The 3795-nt window shown below is 62.2% G+C and carries 2 protein-coding genes and 1 pseudogene; all 3 read right to left on the bottom strand.

Features of this window, described 5'->3' with window-relative positions; all coding sequences use genetic code 11:
* Positions 1-226: pseudogene (locus Ga0074115_RS16025) on the bottom strand (hypothetical protein); the annotation flags it as partial.
* A gap of 13 nt (positions 227-239) precedes the next feature.
* Positions 240-2429: an urea transporter gene (locus tag Ga0074115_RS15315; protein WP_157292823.1), complete on the bottom strand. Its 2190-nt coding sequence runs from the start codon at positions 2427-2429 to the stop codon at positions 240-242.
* Positions 2426-3793 carry an alanine racemase gene (locus Ga0074115_RS15310; protein ID WP_060528700.1) on the bottom strand — a complete coding sequence of 456 codons (1368 nt, stop codon included), beginning with the start codon at positions 3791-3793 and terminating at the stop codon, positions 2426-2428. The genes Ga0074115_RS15315 and Ga0074115_RS15310 overlap by 4 nt, the downstream gene beginning before the upstream one ends.
* Between the last annotated feature and the right edge of the window lie 2 nt (positions 3794-3795).

Below are 3795 nucleotides of genomic sequence, written 5' to 3'. Positions count from 1 at the left end.
CCTCGGTCTTGTTATACCCGACTGTGAAGCCGACATTATCAAGATAGTCTGCTGTCACGATCAGGCCGGCAGACCAGAGATCCTCACGTTCGGTGGATTTGGCATAGTCTCCATAACTGCCTTGCAGATCCACTTTTACGTCCCACTCATCTCCAGCCTGGGCTAGAGGAACAATCACGGCGACTGATAACGCCGTTGCAGTCAATAATCGTGCTGTTTTCAGCATTGGCAACTCTCCTTTAATAAGTCTCTTTCAAACTAATTCGGGCCTGCGGAATGCCCTGATCTTCAATGGTTGAGATCTCTTCCAGCTCGGCCTCCAGCAAACAGTCAGCGGTCTGCAGGGAGAGCCGGGTACACCCCCGCTCCGGATCAATAATCGCCACGCTCGCCCCTTCCTGTTTGATTCCAGGCAGCAGCGGCAGCCGGTGCTGCCCCTGCTGCCGCCAAAGGCCTTTCTCTCTGCTGCGATGGTAACGGCTGTCGAGCCCCCCGCCCAAGGGCCGCAGCAATCCCCGAAGTGCCCACCACGGCCAGGCAAGGGGCAACAGCCTATCACTGGGACGGTCCGCCCAGGACATTGGAGCATCCGCCAGCGGCGTCAATCCCAAGGCAAGCAGCCAGAGATCGAGCAGCGGGTCCTTTCCCCCGGCTCGTTCGAAAAAACACAGCACCCCGCCCTCCTCCAGAAAACGGGCCGAGGCACCGCTACCACTGCGCAGGCGGAAACCACCGGTCAGATCCATGGAGACCGTCAGACGCTGTGCGCGCCACTCCCCCTCATCCAGGCGATAGCGGTAGTGCAGCTGCAGGCCCAAGGGCAGATGGAGGGCGCGCCAAAAAGCTCCGTCCATCTTGACCACGCTTACCAGTTCCCCTTCAGCGGGACGGCATGCGAGATGAAAACCGGCGATCTGTTCTTGTGTCGTTTGCAGGGTAACCCCCAGCAGATGAAACGGGTGGGTGGGGCTGCCAAGTACCGCCGTGGTCTGCACATGCAGATGCAGATGGGGCTGGGGTGAACGGCCGGTGTTGCCACATCGGGCCACCGGCTGACCCGGCGTCAACCGCTCCCCCTCTATCACTGTCAGACTGTGCTGGCGCAGATGCGCAAGCAGCACATAGAGCCCGCTGTCGAGGCGGATCAGCAGAAAATTACCCCAATTGTTGTTGCTGTCGACCTCACCTGGCGGATTGTCGGGCAGCTCATCCAAACAGCGTGCCACCGTGCCGTGACAGGGGGAGAGCACGGGTAGGTCAAAGCAATGAAAATCCTGCAGGCGATGCCCGGCGTTACGGAAACTCCGCCCCTGCTCGGTAATAATGAAATCCAGCGCATGCTGCCACGGCGGCTGGTGGGTGTGGGGGCCATCGAAGCCCTGATAGACTCGCCAGCTGCCGAAAAATGGGGCGCGCAGCGGGACACTCTCGGGCTCTGCACCACGCGCCCGCACCAGCCGCGCCCGCTCATAGCTGTGCTCGGGCAAGGCTGGTGCCTCCAGCAACAGATAGGGCGGAGTGGTGGCGACGCGCTTGCGCATCGCCGCCAGCATAGTCAAGGTGGTGAGCAGAAAGGGGATTGCCAGTACCGGAACCCCATAGACCTGCAATACTCCCTGTACCGCCATGGTGATCAGCGAAGAGAGGGCTGCCGCGATGATCGCCAGCAGCAGGCTGCGCCAGCCGGGCACGCTGAAGATCCCACCTACCGCAATGGTGGTCAGGATGAAGTTAAACCCGCCCCACTGCCCCAAGGTGGGGTGAATGCTGCCTGAGAGCCACTGCAACAGCCCATCCCCCACCAGATAACCCACCACCGCAAGCAGCGCAAGATAGCGAGAGGTCCAGAGCAGGCCGATGAAAAAGAACAGGCCAGCGACAGGATGGGGAATAAAGAAGGCCGAGCCCAGCGCGGTGAGAAAGGCATCCGTCCAACCGCCGACAAATGGCTCGACCGGCGCGGAGGGAAACAGGTAGACGCTCAGGTTGCCGTAGGCCTGGGCGGCAAAAAAACAGGTGAAGGCCACCACCACAAAAGGCAGGCTGAGCACCGGCAGATGCTCCAGACGCCACAACATATCGGCCAGCGCGACGGTCAAAAAGACCGCCAGCACCGCACCCAGCAGGATCAGGGTCAGCAGATAGCCATCCAGCCGGTAGACGATGCCGAGCGCCAGCCCCACCAGCAGGCTGTTGTAGATATAGAGCCCCCTGGAGAGGTATGGAAAGGACAACAGTCGGGCGGTGATGCTGCCGGTAAGCGCTCCGATCAATCCAGCCATGCCGGCATTGGGGAACCAGAAACTGGAGCCCAGAAACAGCAGCCCCACTACCGGACGGCTGGAGAAGAGGATCGCCGCATAGGCGCGCAGCAACCCCTCACCCATGCTCCGCAGCGCGGCAATAGTTGTGACCGCGTGTACCTTCACCCTTCAGACATCCCCGCTTCCACGGAGCGCAGATGTGCCGGCATACGCTCCAGGGCGGTGACCGCCTGCAGATCCTCGGCCTGGCGGATCACCGAGACCTCGCCCCCACCATGGGTCATCACCACGTTGGGCCGATACTCGATGAACTGTAGCCACTGGGTGTTATTGTAGGCACCCACCGGCGAGACCACCAGCCGTTCCCCCACCCGCAATGGCGGCAGGGTGACGCTAGCGCGCACCACGTCGATGTTCATGCAGAGCGGCCCGTAGAGCACCGTCTCCTCGGGGATGCCCTGGGGCGGCTGCGCCAGTTCTACCCGGTGGTTGTACCAGAAGCTAGTGAAGAGCAGATTGACCCCCGCATCCAGCACCGCGGAGCGGCGCCCGTCGGGCAGGTGCTTGGTCGCCACCACACTGCTGATCAGGCTGCCGGCGTCGTCCACCGTTGCCCGCCCGGTCTCCAGAATCAGGGTCGGCTGCGGCTTACCGCGGGCGGTACGCCCCCGAGTCGCCTCCAGCAGAGTGTCACAGATCGCCTGGGCATACTGTTCGATCTCCGGCACCACCTGCTCCGGCGGCAGGTAGGTTCCATGCAGGGCATTGCGTGAGGCGAAGCCACCACCGATATCGATGCTGTCGATCTCACAGCCGGTCTCGCTCTCCGCGGTCTCCATGAAGGCGCACATAATCCGCACCTGCGCCTCGTAGGCACGAGTGTCGAGGATGAAGGTGCCAATGTGGCTGTGCAGTCCACGCAACCGCAGATGGGGGCTGTTGCCAATGCGCCGCGCCGCATCCAGCGCCTGCCCTGTCTCGATATTGAAGCCGAAGCGGCTCCAGGGCTCGGTGTAACCGGTGTCGAAATTGAGCCGGATAGTCACCGGGATGGTCCGTCCGGCCTCGGCGGCAATCGCCTCCAAAGTGTACATCTCATCCAGGTTGTCGATGTGCACCCGCGCCCCTTCGGCAACCACCCGTTCCAGGATCTCCCGCTGTTTGTGCGGGCCATTGAAGAGGATGCGCTCTCCCGGTACCCCGTGGGAGCGGGCCTTCTCATATTCGAAGGCCGAGACCACCTCCGCCCAGGCCCCCTCCTGGTGCATTACCTGGCAAACGGCACCCAAGTAGTTGGTCTTGTAGGACCAACCGTAGACCACATCGGGATAGCGGGTCTCGAAGGCACTGATCAGGCGACGCACATTCTCCCGCAGGCGCTGCTCGGAAAGTACGAACAGCGGCGAGCCAAAGCGTTCGATCAGGTCGTCGATGGGCACGCCGTCGATATCCGTAATATGGTCCGGCGCGCCACCGCCACCAAACTTGTTCAGGCCACCCACCAGATGGGGGGTCAGGGTGGGCCGCATCC

The sequence above is a fragment of the endosymbiont of Ridgeia piscesae genome (assembly GCF_001443665.1).
Classification (GTDB): Bacteria; Pseudomonadota; Gammaproteobacteria; order Chromatiales; family Chromatiaceae; genus Endoriftia; species Endoriftia persephonae.
This window is presented reverse-complemented; position numbering and strand designations above follow the sequence as displayed.

What these genes read in the sequence shown, in the direction of transcription:
- Ga0074115_RS15310 (WP_060528700.1), bottom strand. Translation starts at nt 3,793, where the DNA reads ATGCGGCCCACCCTGACCCCCCATCTGGTGGGTGGCCTGAACAAGTTT.